This is a genomic window from Microtetraspora malaysiensis, assembly GCF_050947145.1.
Lineage (GTDB): Bacteria > Actinomycetota > Actinomycetes > Streptosporangiales > Streptosporangiaceae > Microtetraspora_A > Microtetraspora_A malaysiensis.
Genome location: NZ_CP191998.1, coordinates 6,609,389 through 6,625,355, shown reverse-complemented (window position 1 = coordinate 6,625,355; position 15,967 = coordinate 6,609,389). Strand labels below are relative to the sequence as shown.

17 protein-coding genes are annotated in these 15,967 nt (G+C 68.0%); 10 read left to right on the top strand and 7 right to left on the bottom strand.

All coding sequences use genetic code 11. The annotated features are described in order from the left end of the window. Positions 1–72: 72 nt before the first annotated feature. The 4 genes from ACQP1V_RS31225 (at position 73) to phnE (ending at position 3,979) form a co-directional block, all read left to right on the top strand. Positions 73–1,209 carry a TIGR03364 family FAD-dependent oxidoreductase gene (locus ACQP1V_RS31225; protein ID WP_433413566.1) on the top strand — a complete coding sequence of 379 codons (1,137 nt, stop codon included), beginning with the start codon at positions 73–75 and terminating at the stop codon, positions 1,207–1,209. Between the two features lie 132 nt (positions 1,210–1,341). After that, positions 1,342–2,271, top strand: a complete 930-nt coding sequence (locus ACQP1V_RS31220) for a phosphate/phosphite/phosphonate ABC transporter substrate-binding protein (RefSeq protein WP_433413565.1) — start codon at positions 1,342–1,344, stop codon at positions 2,269–2,271. Beyond that, positions 2,268–3,089 carry a phosphonate ABC transporter ATP-binding protein gene (locus ACQP1V_RS31215; protein ID WP_433413563.1) on the top strand — a complete coding sequence of 274 codons (822 nt, stop codon included), beginning with the start codon at positions 2,268–2,270 and terminating at the stop codon, positions 3,087–3,089. Before ACQP1V_RS31220 ends, ACQP1V_RS31215 begins: the two co-directional genes overlap by 4 nt. Then, positions 3,086–3,979 carry a phosphonate ABC transporter, permease protein PhnE gene (gene phnE, locus ACQP1V_RS31210; RefSeq protein WP_433413562.1) on the top strand — a complete coding sequence of 298 codons (894 nt, stop codon included), beginning with the start codon at positions 3,086–3,088 and terminating at the stop codon, positions 3,977–3,979. Before ACQP1V_RS31215 ends, phnE begins: the two co-directional genes overlap by 4 nt. Positions 3,980–4,011: 32 nt before the next feature. On the opposite strand, the gene ACQP1V_RS31205 is transcribed toward phnE, so the two are convergent. Beyond that, positions 4,012–4,866 (bottom strand): helix-turn-helix domain-containing protein, encoded by an 855-nt coding sequence (locus ACQP1V_RS31205; RefSeq protein ID WP_433413561.1) that lies wholly within the window; start codon positions 4,864–4,866, stop codon positions 4,012–4,014. Positions 4,867–4,947: 81 nt separating this feature from the next. Between ACQP1V_RS31205 and ACQP1V_RS31200 the strand changes: the two genes are divergently transcribed. Continuing rightward, positions 4,948–6,357, top strand: a complete 1,410-nt coding sequence (locus tag ACQP1V_RS31200) for an MFS transporter (protein ID WP_433413559.1) — start codon at positions 4,948–4,950, stop codon at positions 6,355–6,357. Positions 6,358–6,412: 55 nt separating this feature from the next. Here ACQP1V_RS31200 and ACQP1V_RS31195 read toward each other — a convergent pair whose 3' ends face one another. Together ACQP1V_RS31195 and ACQP1V_RS31190 are read right to left on the bottom strand one after the other, a co-directional pair. Further along, positions 6,413–6,919, bottom strand: coding sequence for a DinB family protein (locus ACQP1V_RS31195; RefSeq protein WP_433413558.1), 507 nt, complete (start codon positions 6,917–6,919; stop codon positions 6,413–6,415). A gap of 227 nt (positions 6,920–7,146) precedes the next feature. Then, complete coding sequence (locus ACQP1V_RS31190; RefSeq protein WP_433413557.1) at positions 7,147–7,809, bottom strand: pyridoxamine 5'-phosphate oxidase family protein; 663 nt, start codon at positions 7,807–7,809, stop codon at positions 7,147–7,149. A gap of 471 nt (positions 7,810–8,280) precedes the next feature. Here ACQP1V_RS31190 and ACQP1V_RS31185 point away from each other — a divergent pair, with 471 nt between their 5' ends. From ACQP1V_RS31185 to ACQP1V_RS31170, 4 genes are all read left to right on the top strand, one after another. Continuing rightward, positions 8,281–8,706, top strand: a complete 426-nt coding sequence (locus tag ACQP1V_RS31185; RefSeq protein WP_433413556.1) for an N-acetyltransferase family protein — start codon at positions 8,281–8,283, stop codon at positions 8,704–8,706. A 316-nt stretch (positions 8,707–9,022) separates the two neighbouring features. Continuing rightward, on the top strand, positions 9,023–9,502 hold the full coding sequence (locus ACQP1V_RS31180; RefSeq protein ID WP_433413555.1) for a helix-turn-helix domain-containing protein: 480 nt from the start codon (positions 9,023–9,025) through the stop codon (positions 9,500–9,502). A 166-nt stretch (positions 9,503–9,668) separates the two neighbouring features. After that, a complete protein-coding gene (locus ACQP1V_RS31175; RefSeq protein WP_433413554.1) occupies positions 9,669–10,022 on the top strand; it encodes a hypothetical protein in 354 nt (117 codons plus the stop codon). A gap of 39 nt (positions 10,023–10,061) precedes the next feature. Next, positions 10,062–10,655: a hypothetical protein gene (locus ACQP1V_RS31170; RefSeq protein WP_433413553.1), complete on the top strand. Its 594-nt coding sequence runs from the start codon at positions 10,062–10,064 to the stop codon at positions 10,653–10,655. 419 nt (positions 10,656–11,074) lie between these two features. On the opposite strand, the gene ACQP1V_RS31165 is transcribed toward ACQP1V_RS31170, so the two are convergent. From ACQP1V_RS31165 to ACQP1V_RS31155, 3 genes are all read right to left on the bottom strand, one after another. Then, a complete protein-coding gene (locus ACQP1V_RS31165; RefSeq protein WP_433413552.1) occupies positions 11,075–11,449 on the bottom strand; it encodes a VOC family protein in 375 nt (124 codons plus the stop codon). 190 nt (positions 11,450–11,639) lie between these two features. After that, entirely contained in the window at positions 11,640–12,203 is a 564-nt protein-coding gene (locus ACQP1V_RS31160; RefSeq protein WP_433413551.1) for a hypothetical protein, read from the bottom strand. Between the two features lie 151 nt (positions 12,204–12,354). After that, entirely contained in the window at positions 12,355–12,741 is a 387-nt protein-coding gene (locus ACQP1V_RS31155) for a hypothetical protein (protein WP_433413550.1), read from the bottom strand. A 520-nt stretch (positions 12,742–13,261) separates the two neighbouring features. Between ACQP1V_RS31155 and ACQP1V_RS31150 the strand changes: the two genes are divergently transcribed. Continuing rightward, positions 13,262–13,906 (top strand): DNA alkylation repair protein, encoded by a 645-nt coding sequence (locus tag ACQP1V_RS31150; protein ID WP_433426016.1) that lies wholly within the window; start codon positions 13,262–13,264, stop codon positions 13,904–13,906. Positions 13,907–14,306: 400 nt separating this feature from the next. Here ACQP1V_RS31150 and glnA read toward each other — a convergent pair whose 3' ends face one another. Continuing rightward, a complete protein-coding gene (glnA, locus tag ACQP1V_RS31145; protein WP_387408659.1) occupies positions 14,307–15,731 on the bottom strand; it encodes a type I glutamate--ammonia ligase in 1,425 nt (474 codons plus the stop codon). Positions 15,732–15,967 lie beyond the last annotated feature (236 nt).

The window sequence follows — 15,967 nt, the reverse complement described above, 5'->3', positions numbered from 1 at the left end:
AAGGCGAACAAGGTGCGACAACTCGCTTGGACGTGTTGACGAGCGTCGGAGGAGTCGGCCACCTTACTTGTCATGACAAGTGCACCGCTGCTTGCGAGGCCACGGGAACGCGCCGACATCGTCATCGTCGGCGCGGGGATCGTCGGCCTCGCCCACGCCGTGGACGCCGTCCGCCGTGGCCTGTCCGTCGTGGTCGTCGAACGGGACGAACACGCGGTCGGAGCCTCGGTGCGGAACTTCGGCCACGGATGTGTCACGGCCCAGGACGGCCCGGCGCTCGAATACGCCCTGGATGCCCGCGCCGCGTGGATCCGGCTGGCGAAGGAGGCCGGTTTCTGGGCGCGCGAGTGCGGCACCGTGGTGGTCGCCCGCGCCGACGACGAGCGCGCCGTGCTCGAGGAGTTCCGCGACCGGCGCGGCGACCAGGTGCGGCTGCTCGATCGCGCCGACGTCGAGGCCCGCGTTCCGGTCGGCCCGGACGCCGTCGGAGGGGCGTGGCTGCCGCTGGACATCCGGGTCAATCCCCGCGAGGCCGTCCACGCCCTCGCGTCCTGGCTGGCGGCTCAGGGCGTGCGCTTCCTGTGGGGGACCGCGGCGCTGACGATCGAGCAGGGGCTGGTCCGCACCGCCCGGGGCGATGTGGCGGCCACCGCGGTCGTGCTGGCCGCCGGCCACGACCTGGACCGGCACTTCCCCGACCTCGCCGACGAGGCGAAGGTGGAGCGCTGCGCCCTGCAGATGCTGCGGGTGCGCGCGCCGTGGGACCGCGCCGTCGATCCGGCCGTCTTCAGCGGCTTCTCGCTGCTGCGCTACCGGGGCTTCGGGGGCTGCCCGGCCCTGTCCGCCGTACGCGCGCGGCTGGAGGCCGAGCACCCCGACCTGGTCGCCGCCGGGCTGAACCTGATGCTCACCCAGCGGCCGGACGGCGACCTCACCCTCGGTGACACGCACGTGTACGGCCGCACGCTCGACCCGTTCAACGTCGAGGTCCTCGACGAGGCGGTGCTCGCCCAGGCGGCCCGGCTCCTCGGGACCGGACCGCTGCGGGTGGTCGAGCGGTGGCGCGGCGTCTACGCCGCCTCGCCCGACCGCGACTTCCTCGTCGAGGCCCCCCTTCCCGGTGTTCGGGCGGTCGCGGTCACCTCCGGCGTCGGCATGACGACCGCGCTCGGGCTCGCCCCGCGCGTCCTCGACGACCTGCTCGCCTAGATCCCCCTCCAGATCCCCTTCCAGATCACCCGACTCGGCCGGCTCCGGCCGAGGCCCTCTCATCCGACCGGCCCGGCTGATCCGGTCCGGTCACCCCCACCGCGTACTCGTCGAAAGCTGAAGGAGAATCGGATGCGCGCCAAGCGGCCCATCGCGTTCGTCACGGCGGTCTCATCCCTCTGTCTCGCCCTCGCCGCCTGCGGCGGCACAGACACGGGCACGGCCACCGGAGCCGCCGGCTCCGCCTCGGCCACCTGCCCGGAGGGCAAGGTCCGGTTCGGCATCGAGCCGTACGAGGACCCGGCCAAGCTCAAGCCCGCGTACGAGGTCCTCGCCTCGGCGCTGGAGAAGAAGCTGAACTGCCCGGTCGAGCTGCAGGTCGTGGACGACTACTCGGCCGAGGTGCTCGCCATGCGCAACGGGAAGCTCGACATCGCGCAGTTCGGCCCGCTCGGCTACGTCTTCGCCAGCCAGAAGGCCGGGGCACAGGCCCTGGTCTCCTTCGCCGACGCCTCCGGCCGGCTGACCACGTACACCGCCGGGATCTGGGTGCCCAAGGACTCGCCGATCACGTCCATCGCCGATCTGAAGGGCCGCACTCTCGCCCTCGGCAGCACCGGATCGACCTCCGGCGACGCGCTGCCGCGCTACGCCCTGAAGACGGCCGGCGTCGCCGAGGCGGACGTGAAGATCGACTACGCCGGAGGGCACCCCGAGGCGCTGCTCGCGCTGACCAACGGCAAGGTGGACGCGGCCGAGATCAACAGCCAGCAGCTCGCCGTCGCGCAGGCCGCCGGCACGTTCGACCCCTCCCGCTACCGGAAGATCTGGACGTCCGACCCGATCCCGAACGACCCGATCACCGTGGCGGGCACGCTCGACCCGGCCTTCCGCACCGCCCTGAAGGACGCGCTGCTCGGCCTCGACCCCGGCGACGTCGCCAAGGTCGGCGCCTTCCTGGACGTGGACCCGCCCGGCCCGCTCGCCGAGGTCACCCAGGACACCTACCGGCCGTTGTTCGAGCTGGCCGCCGCGCTCGGCCTGAGTGAGAAGGACGTATGAGCGTGTCGCCGGGACGTTCAACGGGCGGCACCGCCGTCGCCGACAGGCCGTCCCCCGAGGCCGTGCCGTCGCTGGCCATCACCGGGCTGCGGAAGTCCTTCCCGGGCCGTACCGTGCTGGCCGGGCTCGACCTGCGGATCCCCGCGAGCGGGCTGGTCGTGCTGCTGGGGGCGAACGGCTCGGGCAAGTCCACCGCGCTGCGTTGCGTGGTCGGGCTGGAGCAGCCCGACGGCGGGTCGATCCGGCTCCACGGCGAAGAGATCGTCGGGCTGTCCGGGCGGGAACTCGCCCGGCGGCGCAGCAGAGCCGCGATGATCTTCCAGAAGATCCACCTGGTCCAGCGCCGGACCGTGCTCGACAACGTCTGCGCCGGGGCGCTCGGGCGGCTGCCGTTGCGGCACTCGCTCGTTCCCGCGCTGTTCCCCCGCGAGCTGCGCGAGGAGGCGATGGAGTGCCTGCACCGGGTCGGCCTCGCCGACCGGGCGGGTGACACGGTGGGCCGGCTCTCCGGCGGGCAGCAGCAACGCGTCGCGATCGCCCGCGCGCTGTGCCAGCGCGCCGACGTCGTGCTCGCGGACGAACCCGTCGCCGCCCTCGACCCGGCCGCCGCCACGCAGGTCCTGGAACTGCTGTCCGACCTGGCCCGCGGCCAGGGCCTCGCCGTCGCGGCCGTGCTGCACCAGCCGGAGTTGGCGCGGCGCTACGCGGACCGGGTGGTGGGGCTCGCGCGCGGCCGGCTCGCGTTCGACACCGCGCCCGCGCACCTCTCGGACCGCGATCTCGATGACCTCTACGCCGCCGGGGAGGGGGCGTCATGACCTGGGACACACCCCGCGACCACCGCACGCCGGGCAGGGGGAGCGGCCTGGTCGCCGTCGCGGAGACGGCGGGCAACCCGGGCGGGCGGAGAGGAGCGGTGCCGGCCCCGCCGTCCCGCCGCCGCTCGCCCTCGGCGCTCGGAGCGGCCGTCGTCACCGTGCTCGTCGCGCTCCACGTCCTGGCCTGGCAGGGGACCGGCTTCTCCCCGGCCGAGCTCGTACGGGGCTGGCACGGGATGGCCGACTTCGTCGGCGAGGCGATCCCTCCGGACCTGTCCTGGCCGGTGCTGGGGTCCGGGATCCGGGCGGCGCTCGTCACGCTCTACATCGGCTTGCTCGGCACCACGTTCTCGGTGCCGTTCGCGCTCGTCCTCGCCGTGCTCGGCGCCCGGACCACCACGCCGAACCGGTGGGTCTACCAGGCGGCCCGGTCGCTGCTGTCGTTCCTGCGGGCGGTGCCGGACGTCGTATTCGCGCTGATCTTCGTGACCGCCGTCGGGCTGGGACCGTTCGCCGGCGTCCTCGCGCTGATCTTCCACAACACCGGCGTGATGGGCAAGCTGTGGTCGGAGGCGATGGAGGAGATCGACCTCGGCCCCCGCGACGCGCTGCGCACCAACGGCGCGGGCGGCGTCCAGGTCGTGGCGCACGCGATCCTGCCCGCGGTCGTGCCGCAGTTCATCGGGCTGCTGCTCTACCGGTTCGACGTCAACGTGCGCTCGTCGCTGGTGCTCGGGCTCGTCGGCGCCGGAGGGATCGGCTTCCTGGTCAACCAGTCGATCAAGCTCTTCCGGTTCGACCAGATGGCCACGCACCTGCTGATCGTGCTCGTGCTCGTCATCGGTGTGGACCTGCTCTCCGCCGCCGTACGCCGCCGCATCGCGATGTGAGGGCCGCGCGGACCCCGGCTTCGCGTGGAGAGCTAGCGCGGGGACGGCCGGCGCGTGGTCGTGGCGACCAGGCGCCGCAGCTTGTCCTCCGACTCCGAACCGGGTTCGGCGGCGAACAGGTCCATCCCCTGCAGTTCCGGATCGCCGGGCAGGGCGACCAGCTCGGCGGACAGCCGCAGCTCGCCCACGACGGGGTGGTCGAGCACATAGTCCCAGTGCGTCGCGACGGCCACGTGGTGCTCGTGCCACAGACGGCGGAACTCCGGACTTTCCCTGCAGATCGCGTCCACCTGCGCCATGATCTGCGGGCTCTTCGGGTGACGTACGGCCAGGACCCGGAGCTGGGCGACGTGCTCGCGGGCCAGCCGCGTCCAGCCCTCGCCGTGCATGCGCCGGATCTCCTCGTCCAGAAAGATCAGGTGGCCGATGGTCCTGCGCTCTTCGGGCAGCGCGGCGAAGTCGGCGAAGACCGCGGCGGCCGGCGTGTTCCAGCCGACCACGTCGGCGTGCCGCCCGAGGACGAGGGCCGGCGTCAGCACCAGGGAGTCCAGCAGCCGCCGCAGCCCCGGCCTGAGCGGGGCCGACGTGACCTCCTGACTCCCGCGCGCCGGGCGGGCCAGCGCGTGCAGGTATGCCCGCTCGTCTCCGGAGAGCCGCAGCGCCCCGGCGATGGCGTCCAGCACCTCCGCCGAGACGTTCTGACCGCGGCCCTGCTCCAGCCGCGTGTAGTGGGTCACGCTCACCCCGGCGAGCAGCGCCAGCTCCTCACGGCGCAGCCCGCGCACCCGCCGCGCTCCGTTGCCCCGATACGGCAGGCCGACGTCGTCCGGCCGCAGCCGCGCCCGGCGGGACTTGAGGAACTCGTTCAACTCAACCGCGCGATCCATGTCCGCCCCAGCATAGGCAATCTTTGAGTAGTCAAAACGCGGAGCTGGCCGGCCTCCGGAGGCGCCACCAGGCTGTCCGGCATGCGATACGCGTTCCCTCTTGTCCTTCTCGGCCTGGGCAGCCTGATCACCGCCCTGGACTTCACCGTCGTCTACGTCGCGCTGCCGTGGATCGCGCGTGACGTGGGCTTCTCTCCGTACGCGCTGCAATGGGTGGTCAGCGCGTACGCGGTTCCCTTCGGCGGCTTCCTGCTGCTCGGCGGCCGGCTGTCCGATCTGGTGGGCAGACGGCGGATGTTCGTCTGCGGCATGCTGCTGTACGGCGTGGCCTCGCTGCTCGGCGGGCTGGCCACCTCCCCGGGGCTCCTGATCTGCGCACGGGCGCTGCAGGGGATCGGCGGCGCGGTGCTGATGCCCGCGACCCTCTCGCTGGTCGTCACCATGTTCGACGAGGGGCCCGCGCGCAACCGGGCGATGACCGTGTGGGCCGTGTGCGGCGCCGCCGGTCTCAGCCTGGGCGCGCTGCTCGGCGGAGTGCTCACCAGTGCCTTCGGCTGGGAGGCGGTCTTCTTCGTGAACGTGCCGCTGACCGTGGCCGGCGCCGCCGCCGCGTTCGCCGTACTGACGCCGGACGGCGCGCGGAGGCCGGGCGGGCTCGACCTGCCCGGCGCGCTCACCGGCACCGTGGGGATCACGGTGCTCGTGCTCGCCATCGCGCACGGTGCCGACTGGGGCTGGGCCTCCCCGGGCGTCCTCGGGTCCTTCGCGGCGGGCGCCGCGTCGCTCGCCGGATTCTTCGCGATCGAGGCGCGCAGCCGAAACCCGCTGTTGCCGCTGCGGCTGCTGGCCAACCGGCACACGAGCGTCGGCGCCGGCGCCATCCTGCTCTACGGACTGACCTTGCAGTGCGTGCCGTACTTCCTCACGCTGCACTTCCAGGACGTGCTCGGCTACGACGCCCTGCGGTTGGGCCTGGCCTTCCTCGGGCCGACCCTGGCCATCACGGTGGGCAATCTGGCCGCCGAGCGGCTGATCCCGCGCCTCGGGACGTACCGCACGCTGGTGCTCAGCCTGGTCGTGGGTGCGGCCGGTACGGCGGTGCTGGCGGCGAGCCTGTCCGTCAGCGGGTCCTATCTCGGTCTGCTGGCCAGGGTCGTCGGCTTCGGCCTGGGCGCGGGCCTGTCGTTCGCCACCATGTTCATCGTGGCCTCGACCGGTGTGGCCCCGCACGAGCAGGGTGCGGTCTCGGGCCTCTCCTCCACCGTCCTGCAGGCGGGCGCCGGCGCGGGCCTGGCCATCCTGGTGGTCGTGGCCGGCCACGACACTGCCGGCCTGACCGGTGAGGCGCTCCGCGCCGCCACGGTCGACGGCCTGCGCTCGGCTCTCTTCGTCGCCGCCGCGGTCGCCGCGACGGGCTCGGTGGCCGTGCTCGCGTTCATCCGTGAACACAGGAAACCGGCATTGACCGGCCTGGCAGCCGCGGAGGAGTAGGGCTCTCCGCCGCGGCGGACCATCTCGGCAGCGTGATCGGCGTGGTGCGGCGGCGTCAGACGCCGGTGACGCCGTCGGCCATCTCCCTGAGGACGTCGATGTGCCCGTTGTGGCGAGCGGTCTCCTCGATCAGATGCATGATGATCCAGCGCAGCTCCACCTCTTTGTCGCCCCGGATCTTGCGCTTCGCCACGGTGCCGAGATCGAGGGACGCCACCAGCTTCCGGAAGCGGTCGCACTGGGCCTCGTAGTCGGCCAGCAGCTCTGCCAGGGGGACGTCGAGGCCGATCCGCATCTCGCGGTCGGGGTCCTCATCCGTCCACGGTCCCTGGTCCTCCTCGCCGAGGAACACGACCTGCATCCAGAAGTACTCGACCCCCCAGCGCAGATGGCTGACCAGGCCGGAGATCGTCATGAGCGGCGACCCGGGGAGGGGGGCCTTGCGGGCGTTCTCGTCCGAGAGCCCCTCACATTTCGCGTGGACGGTGGCACGCGCGTAGTCGAGGAAGGTCGTCAGCATGGCGCGTTCGTCGAAGGACGAGGGCATGTCGGTGCGTGTCATGGCTGGCATCCTTCAGGCGCGCGACCCGGGTGTCCAACCGTTATATCCGGCCGCCCGGCCACGCCCCCGGCCTGGAACGGCGTGGCCCGTACGACCCCACGCTCCGCCGCCCTGGGCGGGACGGCCGGGGCGGTCTTCCTCCCCGGCCGTACGGCATCTCCCCGGCCGAGATCACGGGCGGCGCTGCCCCGGGGCTCTTCGCGGAACGCGGAGACCGGGCCCGGCGATCACTTGGTGGTGGGGCGGGCGGACTGGTAGAGGCGGGTGGCGTACTCGGGTCCGTAGTAGCGCTCCAGCTCCTCCAGCGTCTCCTCCGTGGGCTGGAGGCTCTTCACGATGCGCGCCTGCGACGGCAGGGCGTCGGGGTTCCACGTCTCCGGCTTCCACAGCTCGGAGCGGAGGAACGCCTTGGCGCAGTGGAAGAAGATCTGCTCGATCTCGACGACGAGGGCGAAACTCGGCCGGTGCCCCTTGATGACCATCCGGTCGAAGAACGGCGCCTCGCGGACCAGGCGGGCCCTGCCGTTGATGCGGAGCGTCTCGTTCCGGCCCGGGACGAGGTAGATGAGGCCGACGTGCGGGTTGGACAGCACGTTGAGGAAGCCGTCCGCCCTGCGGTTGCCGGGCCGTTCGGGGATCGCGATCGTGGTGTCGTCCAGGACGAGCGTGAACCCGGCGGGATCGCCCTTCGGGGAGACGTCGCAGGCCCCGTCCGCGTCGGCTGTGGCGACCAGACAGAACGGAGAGGTCGCCAGCCACTCCCGGTCGCGCTCGTGCAGCCGCACGCGCTCCTTGGTGATCGCCCTCGGCATCGGTGCCCCCAGCAACTCGCGGAGCTCGGCCTCCGAGGTGACCTCCACGAACTCCGCCGACTCGATGGTCTCGGGCATGGTCGCTCCCGTCGTCACGCGTTGATCAATCGCCGTTGAGCATACTTCGCAGCATTTGTTTCGTCGGGGGGCAGGCATCGCCTTACGCTCCGATCGCCTGCCGTACGGCGCGGTCGGAGCGACGTCATAATCGGCGGGGCAGCCGTCTGGAACGGACCTGCCTACGCGGGCCAAAGGACATCGATACGCCTCCCGTCACAGGCGGTCATACGGAGCCGCAGTGGTCTCCGTTCGTCATATCTGTGGTGCGGGCGCCCCCGCCGTCGTCGATTTCACCGGCCTTCCGCCCGGCGCTCGGGCTGGACGTGACGAGACCGCACTGCGGTGATGGTTCGCCGGATTTGATTCGGTGTTCTTCGTTCCGTCTTGATCTAGAGTCACACTCCTTGTCACCAGCGCGAGCGGAGCCACACGATGACAGCCCTGACAGTGCGTCGAGCGTTTCCCGAGGATGCCGCCCTACTCGCCGAGATGAACCGCCACGTGCACGATCTGCACGCGCGGCATCGGCCGGACATCTACAACGAGCAGCCGCCGCTGGAGGAGCTGGCGCCGATCTACAGAGAGCAACTCGGTCGCGCATCCGTCTGGGGCTTCGTCGCCGAGCTCGCGGGGAGCGGATGCGTCGGATACGCGACCGCGGCGCTCCATCAGCGTGCCCCCAGCGCGTTCCTGCAGCCTGAAGCGTTCATGGTTCTGAACCAGCTCGCGGTGGCGCCGGAGGCGACACGGCGCGGAGCCGCGACCGCCCTGCTCGATGCCGTTCGAGAGGCGGGACGGGCGGCCGGCTGCCGCCGCCTCGTCACCGAGGTCTGGGATTTCAACGACGAAGCACGCTCGTTCTACGAGGCCTCGGGCTTCCTGCCGATGAAGCGTTCCCTGGAGCAACTGCTGTGAGCGTTTCCCCTGCGCGCGGCGGTGGCACAGCGCTTGGTCGGCGGGTGGCGGAATCCGAAATTCGGCGTTAAGCCATGCGGACGGACGCGGATCGGTGGCACGGCAACGGGCCGAACGTAAAGGAAGAGCGGCCGCCGCGGCACCCTCGCAGCTTATAGGGTGCACGATTTCCTTGGATCGGCTATCTATTAATTCGTCGGTACTTGTTTCCGCTGGTTCCCTGAATTCGGCGTGGCGGGCCGAAGTGCCGGTCCCGTGTCGGCATTTCGGAGATTAACTTCAAACCGATGTGCAACATCGCCCGCATGCTTGGTCGATGAAAGTCAAATGCCGTTTCCCGTCGCGAAGAAAGGGGTTTTCGATGAGTTCGTCGCGTACCGGCGGCCGCACGATGATCGGGCTGTCCACCGTACTGGTCGATCGGCTCGACGTTCCCTCGCCGGACAGCCGCGATGGGCGGCACACGGCCCTCTTCCTGCGCATCCAGGCGTTCGTTGAGAGGCAACTCGGCGACACCGGGCTGTCGCCCGCGATGATCGCCGCGGCGCACCACATTTCGGTCCGCCAGCTGTACAAGGTCATGCAGGCGCAGGGCGAGACGGTGGCGGGCTGGATACGCACACGGCGGCTCGAACGTTGCCACCGTGACCTCGCCAACCCGTTACTGGCTCAGCGGTCCGTGAACGCCATCGCGACCCGCTGGGGCTTCATCAGCGCCGCCCACTTCAGCCGCGCCTTCCGGGCCGCCTACGGCGTTTCGCCCACCGAGTATCGACGGTTGACCATGAGGCGTTGACCGGCGACGCATTGACTGCGAACGCACACTGCTTGACCGATGGTGCACAGTATGGCCGTACGACTGTTTTGAGGACGTATTCGCGGTTCTACTTCACATAGTCGACTGCCCGACGACCGAGTCGTCCCGAAATCCATGAGATGCCACAGGAACAGGAGAAGGAAACGTGACCGGATTAACCCGCAAGACCTTCATGAGCGTGGGCCTGACGGCAGGGATACTGGCCGCCATCACAATCGCCCTGCCGGAATCCGCCTCGGCGGTGGTGCTCTACCCGAGCTGCGGTGGAGGGGCCACCAAGACCTCGACGTCCACAAGTTCGTACATGGGGGGGTGTTTCTCGACTCAGGCCCGAATCGACCGGTACTACGCGGGGGTGCCGAGGTCCTACTACGGGCCGCAGGGGAAGGACTCCAACGTTACGGCATCAGACGGCACTCTGATCGGCAACTACGCGCGGTACTACGTGGCGAATTCCGGCGATCCCGGCAAGCACTGGACCAGCTGGATCAAGTTCTGATCGTAGTGGCGCACGAGGTTGCTCGCTGACCCTTGACCCGTGGAGGCGTTGGCACGGATGCGTAGTTTGATCCGCCGGACGGTGAGCGGCTCGGTGCGGGCTGTGCTGGCACTCGTGGTCGGGGCCCTCGTCGCGGTCTCCTGTTCCGGGGAGGCGCGTCCAGGGGAACCGTATGCCGAGGATTTCGAACGCGCACAGAAACAGGCGGTGTCGGATTTCGAGAAGCAGGTGCTCGCGGATCGCAAGATAACGCGGACAGAGTACGACGAGGCCGTGCGCCAGTACGTCTCGTGCATGAAGGCGCGCGGTCTCGGCCTCGAGGCGGTCGACAGCGGCTACGGCTATTACACCTATGTGGAAACTCCGACGAGCCCGAACCACGACGCGGCGCACGTCGTGTGCCGGCGCGGGACCACGTTCTTGATCGAGACCCTCTATACGGGGATCGTGACCAATCCGAACAACGTCGACGTGGATGACCTTCGCGCCGCATGCTTCGTTCGAAAGGGCCTGGCGCCGAAGGGATATTCCGGCGAGTCCTCCAAAGCCGACGGAAGGCGCGGCTACGAGGGCGCGCCATTTGACAGAGAGGATCCGCGTTTCCAGCAGTGCCTGGCGAATCCTTCCCGGTGACGGTATTTGCGAACCGAATGGGGTGGGACAGCCGGATGACCATGTGAAGGATTGGACGGCGCTCCAGCCCACGCCCGTCCCCTGTTCATCCCGTCTACCGTCGCCCCCACCGCAGAGCGCCCACGGGGTCGCCGCCGGCATCGCGGGGCGCCGTGCCCGGTTGTCGCGAGCAGTCGCTCGGCGTTCGCCCGGCGCGCACTGCCTCGTCAGGGGAGCAGATCATGGGGGCGCTTCGCCGCCGATGACGCGGCCCTTCTACGCGTAGTCGGCTCGCTGGTCATGCAAGCGCACCGTATGCGGTTGACGAACCTCGTGCTGATCGAAACACCTGCACATCGCCCCGCCGGCCGCGTACCCGCCGTCTTCGACGGCATCGGCTATCGGAGCGGGGCGGAGGAAAGTCGGCGATCTACGGCGTATCAGAGGCCACGTTCGGCCGTGCTCCGCTCAACGCAGAATTCGTTGCCCTCGGGGTCGAGCAATGTGACCCAGCCGAGCCCTTCGGCGGTGCGGTGATCCTCGTACAGTTTCGCGCCCAAGGTGATGATGCGCTCCACCTCCTCGTCGCGGGTCCGCTCGGTGGGCATCCAGTCGAAATGGATCCGGTTCTTCACCGTCTTGCCCTCGGGCACCTGAATGAACAGCATCCCGGGCACGGGCGAGGGAGCCTCGACGAGGACCTCGGAGTCGCCCGGCGCGTCCTCATCGGACACCGGCCATCCGGTTACGGCACTCCAGAACTTCGCGAGCTCATAAGGATCGGCACTGTCGACGGTCACATGGCGCAGGATCATGAAGTTCAGCCTAGCCACTCGGCCGGCGCTGTCGGGCGATCATGAACGTGGGGGCCGGATCACGAGCTGCGGCCGCCGTACTACCCGGACCGGACTTCCGTCAGCAGGCCATGACGAGCTTACGAACCTAGGGTCCGCCGCTATGTCGCAGCGCCACCTCCTGTCCTGCTGGGCACATGAAGGACCGAGGCTAATAATCAATATCGACCCCATTCTTGCAATTTCCGCCGGTTGGGGAAAAGGATATCTGGAGCCAATATTGCGACAGTGAGGGCTTATCCGCTGCATCGCCTGACCAATAATCAAAGGCCACCACAAGATCGGCAACGAATCCGCCGAGATCTTTGGAGTAACAGGTGTCGGATGGCCAATACTCGGTTGTTCCCACCTTTCTTTTCAGCTCGCGAGTGCCATCCTTCGTCATTCGCCATCCTGACAGCTTCGCTTCGGAGGCATAGTAGGAGGCGACGTCGAAAGGCGTTCCGTCGAATCTGATGAGACGGTCAACCTCACCGATTCCGTTGGCGTCGGTACACGCCAGCGAGGGCATCACATCCGAAGCGTCGTGAGCGCCAGGCGGAATCTTGTCCAAAATAGATTCCTTCTGGGCGCGCTCAGCCATTGAATCGGTTGGATCGTTTATGCAGTCCAAGCCCGTAAGTCTGCCGACCGCCGAGCAGCCAGATGTCATGACAGGCAACGCCACTGCCGCCAGCAGGATTGCCGGTAGATAGGAGCGCGGCGGATGCGTCATCCCACGAACCCTTCTATTCGCGAAAATCCGGGATCCTTCCACAATGGTTTCCCCTACGCCGCCCAGTCGGCGAAACCCTTCTCCAGAACCGGCCGGCTGTGCGGCTGGGGCCCCACGGTCGGTTCGACCACAGTCCCGATGGGCGGGGGAGCTACTTCGCTGAAGGATCTTGCGCGTGATCGCGTTCGGCGCGGAATTCATCCAGGAGGGTGAAGAAGAGCTCCATCGCCGGGGTGCTGGACTTCTCGGCCGCGTTTTCGATTTCCGCAGCCCAGCCCAAAGCGCTGGAATACGACATGCCCAGCCGTGGCCACAGCCACTCCGCGAAGGGCCCGTCGTTGTCGAAGTCAAACGACTCATCGATGCCGTGGATTTCCTGAGCGATCGCATAACCGGCCAGCATCGAGTACAGGTGCTGTAGGGAACCGCGCCAGACCCACATGCTTGGCCGGAGCCGAACCTTGTCCAGAAACTCGTAGACATCGTTCAGCTCACTCGGTGCCCGCAATGCCCGTCGGCTTTTCCCCACTTCCGTCATGTATGCACCCTACTGAGGAGCAAGGGGCCAGGTACACGATCGCGCCGGGAATGTCCACGGCGTTATGAAGAGAGACAGAGGCGTTGGCTCGACAGGCCCCGATGCGAAAGCCCGCGGGAAGGTGGAGACCTTCCCGCGGGCTTTCGGTTCTACGACTTGCGGCACGGAAGCCGCGCGATGAACACCCGGTTCACCGCGCGGCCACCGGTCAGCAGTCGCAGTAGAGCTCGAACTCTCAACTACCCCTTTCCGACCTGCGCCGATCACGTCGAGTAGTGCCTTGACCAGGCAATGCAGCTCTCAACGTCTCCCGCAGGTTTCCGGCGTTTTGCGGCCTCGGACGGAACTGGAACGGAACTGGGGAGCCTGCCCTACGGGTGTTCTACCCCTCGACCGTCCACCCTCGGTCCAGATCGCGAAGCAATACCCGGACTGGACTCGTAGGCTGAATCTCGCACGTGATGGACAGGAGGCTGAGGTGGCGGAGACGACGCTGACCGAGACGATGGTGGCCGAGGTGATGGCCGAGCTGGCCGAGCTCGAGGACCCGAAGATACGCGAGGTGAACGAGAAACACGGTGACGATCACGGTGTGAACCTCAGCAAGCTGCGCGCGCTCGCGAAGCGGCTGAAGACTCAGCAGGAACTCGCGTGCCAGCTCTGGGAGACGGATGACACCACGGCGAGATTGCTGGCGATCCTGATCTGCCGCCCGAAGGCGTTCGAGCGTGACGAGTTGGACGTCATGATGCGCGAGGCGCGCATACCCAAGGTGCACGACTGGCTCGTGAACTACGTGGTGAAAAAGAACCCGCACTCCGAAGAACTGCGCCTGGCCTGGTCCGCCGATCCGGATCCAGTGGTCGCGAGTGCCGGCTGGGCGCTGACCACCGAACGCGTGACGAAGAAGCCCGAGGGCCTCGACCTCGCGGGACTGCTCGACGTCATCGAGGCGGAGATGAAAGACGCTCCGGATCGCCTGCAGTGGGCGATGAACCACTGCCTGGCTCAGATCGGGATCGAGCACGCCGAGCACCGCGCCCGTGCAATCGACATCGGTGAGCGCCTGGAGGTGCTCAAGGACTACCCGACTTCCCCGGGCTGCACATCTCCGTTCGCGCCCATCTGGATCACCGAGATGGTGCGCCGACAGCACGATAAGTAGGAAGGTTCGCGCTCACGCGCGTGTCGCTACTCCCTCAGAACGCGGCGCCCGTCGGCAGGCGTGGCCGCCGCTGCCTGAGCATGTGCTCGCGTTCTCTGGCATGGGCGAGCACGACCCAAATCGAGGATCGCGGCTACATTGACCTCGGGTATTCACCCGCGAAGGGCTCTTGGTGATCAAAAGTTAGAGAAGGTGCATCTGGTCTGCAAGGATGCGATTTGCTGAAGATCAACCCCAAGCAGAAGAGAGTGCACTTTCCGGGTGAACAGTACGGCAATGGCCCGACTCCGATGAGTCAACACGGGCCGCGATCGATGCGGTACTTGTCGCCCGGACGGAACTGAGGCAGAACCAGACGGAAGCCGCGCGATGAACACCCAGTTCACCGCGCGGCCACCGGTCAGCAGTCGTAGTAGAGCTCGAACTCGTGCGGGTGCGGGCGGAGGCGGATCGGGTCGATCTCGTTCTCCCGCTTGTAGGCGATCCAGGTCTGGATCAGGTCGGGCGTGAAGACGCCGCCTTCGAGCAGGTAGTCGTGGTCGGCCTCAAGGGCGTCGAGCACCTCCGGCAGCGAGCCCGGCACCTGCGGGACCTGGCGGGCCTCCTCCGGGGGAAGCTCGTAGAGGTCCTTGTCGATCGGCTCCGGCGGCTCGATCTTGTTGCGGATGCCGTCGATCCCCGCCATCAACTGCGCCGCGAAGGCGAAGTACGGGTTGCAGGACGGGTCCGGCACGCGGAACTCCAGGCGCTTGGCCTTGGGGTTCGAGCCGGTGATCGGGATGCGCACGCACGCCGACCGGTTGCGCTGCGAGTACACCAGGTTGACCGGGGCCTCGTAGCCCGGGACCAGGCGGTGGTAGGAGTTCACCGTCGGGTTGGTGAACGCGAGCAGCGACGGGGCGTGCTTGAGGAGGCCGCCGATGTAGTAGCGGGCGATGTCGGACAGGCCCGCGTAGCCGACCTCGTCGTAGAAGAGCGGCTCGCCGTCCTTCCACAGCGACTGGTGGCAGTGCATGCCGGAGCCGTTGTCGCCAAAGAGCGGCTTGGGCATGAATGTGACGGTGTGCCCGTGCTGGAGCGCCGTGCTCTTGATGATGTACTTGTACAGCATCAGGTTGTCGGCGGTCTTGAGCAGCGTGCCGAACTTGAAGTCGATCTCGGCCTGGCCGGCGGTGCCCACCTCGTGGTGCTGCATCTCGGTCTCGATGCCGGCCTCGATGAGGTTGCGGACCATCTGCGAGCGCAGGTCGGTGAAGTGGTCCATCGGCGGGACGGGGAAGTAGCCGCCCTTGTAGCGGGGCTTGTAGCCCAGGTTCCCGCCCTCGGCGGCCTTGCCGGTGTTCCAGGCGCCCTCGACCGAGTCGATGAAGTAGTAACCGGCGTTCGCCTTGGTCTCAAAGCGGACGTCGTCGAAGATGTAGAACTCCGCCTCGGGGCCGAAGTAGGCCGTGTCGGCGATGCCCGTGCCCTTGAGGTATTCCTCGGCCTTGCGGGCGACGTTGCGCGGGTCGCGGCTGTAGGCCTCACCTGTCAGCGGGTCGTGCACGAAGAAGTTGATGTTCAGCGTCTTGTGGACGCGGAACGGGTCGAGCACGGCGGTGGACGGGTCGGGCAGCAGCAGCATGTCCGACTCGTGAATGGCCTGGAAACCGCGGATCGATGAGCCGTCGAACATGAGGCCGTCGGTGAATACATTGGGGCCGAAGTTCTCGACGGGGAAAGTGAAGTGGTGCGTCGTCCCCGGCAGGTCAGTGAACCTGACGTCGACGAACTGCACACCCTCGTCCCGGATGAACTTCAGGACGTCATCGGCAGAGTTGAACACTCTTGAACCTCCCAGGGGCATGGGCCAGCATCCCGAAAATAAGTCCCGGCCGTTTCCACCCCATGTCTCGTTTGTTTCGCCCGTGTTAATGGGAACGTGCTCGGGCGGTAGCCGCGAACCGGCGGCCGATCATGCGTTTGTGCAGGTCAGGACAGTAGTTGTGCCTCGGTCGTCAATGCGTGGCCGGATCCGCCCGTGGCGCCGCCGGGTCGTGACAGAGCGCGCCGCCATGCGAT

Excerpts from the sequence above, each read along its gene's own strand:
- ACQP1V_RS31225 (WP_433413566.1), top strand. The coding sequence starts at position 73 with ATGACAAGTGCACCGCTGCTTGCGAGGCCACGGGAACGCGCCGACATC.
- ACQP1V_RS31220 (WP_433413565.1), top strand. The coding sequence starts at position 1,342 with ATGCGCGCCAAGCGGCCCATCGCGTTCGTCACGGCGGTCTCATCCCTC.
- ACQP1V_RS31215 (WP_433413563.1), top strand. The coding sequence starts at position 2,268 with ATGAGCGTGTCGCCGGGACGTTCAACGGGCGGCACCGCCGTCGCCGAC.
- phnE (WP_433413562.1), top strand. The coding sequence starts at position 3,086 with ATGACCTGGGACACACCCCGCGACCACCGCACGCCGGGCAGGGGGAGC.
- ACQP1V_RS31205 (WP_433413561.1), bottom strand. The coding sequence starts at position 4,866 with ATGGATCGCGCGGTTGAGTTGAACGAGTTCCTCAAGTCCCGCCGGGCG.
- ACQP1V_RS31200 (WP_433413559.1), top strand. The coding sequence starts at position 4,948 with ATGCGATACGCGTTCCCTCTTGTCCTTCTCGGCCTGGGCAGCCTGATC.
- ACQP1V_RS31195 (WP_433413558.1), bottom strand. The coding sequence starts at position 6,919 with ATGACACGCACCGACATGCCCTCGTCCTTCGACGAACGCGCCATGCTG.
- ACQP1V_RS31190 (WP_433413557.1), bottom strand. The coding sequence starts at position 7,809 with ATGCCCGAGACCATCGAGTCGGCGGAGTTCGTGGAGGTCACCTCGGAG.
- ACQP1V_RS31185 (WP_433413556.1), top strand. The coding sequence starts at position 8,281 with ATGAACCGCCACGTGCACGATCTGCACGCGCGGCATCGGCCGGACATC.
- ACQP1V_RS31180 (WP_433413555.1), top strand. The coding sequence starts at position 9,023 with ATGAAAGTCAAATGCCGTTTCCCGTCGCGAAGAAAGGGGTTTTCGATG.
- ACQP1V_RS31165 (WP_433413552.1), bottom strand. The coding sequence starts at position 11,449 with ATGATCCTGCGCCATGTGACCGTCGACAGTGCCGATCCTTATGAGCTC.
- ACQP1V_RS31160 (WP_433413551.1), bottom strand. The coding sequence starts at position 12,203 with ATGACGCATCCGCCGCGCTCCTATCTACCGGCAATCCTGCTGGCGGCA.
- ACQP1V_RS31155 (WP_433413550.1), bottom strand. The coding sequence starts at position 12,741 with ATGACGGAAGTGGGGAAAAGCCGACGGGCATTGCGGGCACCGAGTGAG.
- ACQP1V_RS31150 (WP_433426016.1), top strand. The coding sequence starts at position 13,262 with ATGGCCGAGCTGGCCGAGCTCGAGGACCCGAAGATACGCGAGGTGAAC.